3 protein-coding genes are annotated in these 2631 nt (G+C 23.2%); all 3 read right to left on the bottom strand.

Features of this window, described 5'->3' with window-relative positions; all coding sequences use genetic code 11:
• Positions 1–52: 52 nt before the first annotated feature.
• Entirely contained in the window at positions 53–748 is a 696-nt protein-coding gene (locus BN899_RS03805; RefSeq protein WP_081712147.1) for a Crp/Fnr family transcriptional regulator, read from the bottom strand.
• Positions 749–836: 88 nt separating this feature from the next.
• The gene (locus BN899_RS03800; protein WP_042273098.1) at positions 837–1307 is read right to left on the bottom strand and encodes a zinc ribbon domain-containing protein; all 471 of its coding nucleotides are present in this window, start codon (positions 1305–1307) and stop codon (positions 837–839) included.
• A gap of 23 nt (positions 1308–1330) precedes the next feature.
• A partial coding sequence (locus BN899_RS19185; RefSeq protein ID WP_042273096.1) for a hypothetical protein occupies positions 1331–2631 on the bottom strand: 1301 nt, incomplete at its 5' end.

Genomic DNA, 2631 nt, shown 5'->3' with positions numbered 1-2631 from the left:
ATATGAAATAATTATATTTCATATTAATTAAAGGAGAAATTTTTATTATAATCTAGTTTCCTTTAAAATACTTAGCTAATTCCTCTTTCTTTGTATAAATTTTTTTTCCATCTATTTTGACTAGATTTTGATCCTGTAATATTTTCATGGACCTTGATAATGTCTCTCTTTTACATCCTAGCATGTCTGCTAGATAAGTTATTGTTAAGTTGAAATTTATAAGAGTCCACTCTCCATTTTTTATTCCAAATTCTTTACTTATTCTATATAATTTAGCCGCTAATTTTTTGTCTATTTTAATAGATATAGAGTTTTTAAGTTGCCTATACAATCTCCTAGTTCTTAACTCTGAGTATGATAATATGTTCTTTGTTAATGCAAAATCTCTTTCCATATAATATAAAAAATTTTTCATATCACATTCTAGAACTAATGATTTTTCAAACGCTTCACACCCAATGGTTGAATTTCTTCTATTATCTACTAAAACTTCATTTATCATTTCTCCTTCTTTTAGCATAAATATTATTTTCCGTTCTCCATTTTCACTTATTTTAAATGTTGATACTTTTCCTTCTAATAAAAAATATATTTTACTTATACTATCATTTTCACGAAATAAAACTTCTTTTTTCTCTAATTTTCTAATAGAGCTTTCCTCTAAAATATTTTTTATTGACGCCCCACTTATATTTTTAAATAGGTGTACTTTGCCAATATCACACTCTCTTATCCTTTTCACATTCATCACCTTAATATTTATAAACTATATATTATTATACCACATTGAGTTTTATATTTATAAAACATAAAAAGGTGAATATACATTCACCTTCTTATAATTCTAATTTATTACCACAGCATATACAATAGTTACTATCTTTATCCATTTCATTGTTACAATGTTCACATATTTTCAAATCTACCTGATTATCTTCTGATTGAATTTTTCTGCCACATTCAACGCAAAATTTATCATTTATATTTGCCACATATCCACATTCACAAAAAATTCCTCTTTTATCTGTTTCTAATTCATTTATATTTAAATTACTTTCATATATTATTTTATCTAATTCTAATATTTCGTCACAAAATTCATTAAAGCTATAATCATTAATTTCCTTTGATCTAATCTTTTTAAATGTAAGCATTCCCATTTCTAGTAATATATTAGTTTTCTTTACTTCAGCTTCATTTATTACTTTTTTTATATCTAATTTTGATTTTAAATTATCAACCTTTTCTTTTCCTTTTTCAATATTATCTTGAACTTTTGAAAAGTTTTTTTCTATTTTATCTTGCATACTATATCTCCCTTTCTAGAGTTTTAAAATGTATTTAACTTATATCCTATCCATGATACAACATAGCTATATATGAAAGATATTATCATAGTAGATGTAATGCTTGTTCCCATAAAAATTGATGCCTTATAATTATTCATCTCCAATAAAGATATATTTCCTCCTACTGTTATATAACTAAACATTGCTAAAATACCCATAATAATTGCATAAGATATTGCAAATATTAAAATTGCTTTTTTACCATTTTCTTTATACTTATATTTAATATTACATCCTGATATTAAAATTATTAATAGAGATAGGGCAATCATAGAATAAAATATTAATTTAGTGTTAAAAAATATACCTGTATTAAGTATAGATATAATATTGTTGTTTATGCTAATAGGTATAAAGTTTGCAAACTCCCAAACATATGCTGTAAGTTGAGATAATATTATACCTATATTGAACTTATCTAAATATCCATAAAGTCCAATTTCATTTAAAAAACTTGAGTCTGATAATGTTAGTATTAAAAGTATTATAAATACTAAAATATACCCTATTGCTATTGTATTTATAGCATTTTTTAATATATCTATATATATATTATTATTTCGGTACTTTTTCTTAAATGAAAATATATAAGTAGTTAAAAATCCTATAATAAATCCATTAATTAATAGGCTTGAAAATCTGTATCTAAAGTTTATTGCTAGACCATAGTCTATCATATCCATTGGATTTGATTTAACAGTTGCAAATATACTTATAACAGCTAACATTAAACCATAACTAATCCCAAATCCTATAGAATTTAATATAACTGAATTTAAATCTTTATTTTCCTTCTTAAGAAATATAAAATTAGATATAATTATAGAAATTACAGGCATTATAAGTAATATTAGCATACCTATATGAGCTTCTATAGAACCTGATCCTACCATAGTTGATGAATATCCATCCAATACTCCAAGATTTAACGCCATTATTATATGTAATGGATTTATAATATAACTTATCTCTGAAAATTCTAGGCTAATAAATCCTTTTATAAAAAATGATACAACTAAAAGTATACCTAATGATAAAGAAGATGTTAGTAAAATTTTACCTATATTAAACTTTTCTAAAATATAATTTATACTTTTATTATTTTTTATAATTGATTCAAATTGACTTTTATCATTTATCTCATACAGATCTGCTCCACAATGCTTACAATAATTACTTCCTATATTATTTTCACACTCACATACTGCACAATTACTACCTTCTAACTTTTCTATTTGGAAATTATTATTTTTATTTAAATTTAAAAGCTCTCCACTTTTGT

Origin of the sequence: Faecalimicrobium dakarense (assembly GCF_000499525.1) — a bacterium.
GTDB classification, from domain to species: domain Bacteria; phylum Bacillota; class Clostridia; order Peptostreptococcales; family Peptostreptococcaceae; genus Faecalimicrobium; species Faecalimicrobium dakarense.
The sequence above is the reverse complement of the archived record's forward strand: the minus strand, read 5'-3'. Positions and strand labels throughout refer to the sequence as shown.

What these genes read in the sequence shown, in the direction of transcription:
- BN899_RS03800 (WP_042273098.1), bottom strand. Translation starts at nt 1,307, where the DNA reads ATGCAAGATAAAATAGAAAAAAACTTTTCAAAAGTTCAAGATAATATT.
- BN899_RS03805 (WP_081712147.1), bottom strand. Translation starts at nt 748, where the DNA reads ATGAATGTGAAAAGGATAAGAGAGTGTGATATTGGCAAAGTACACCTA.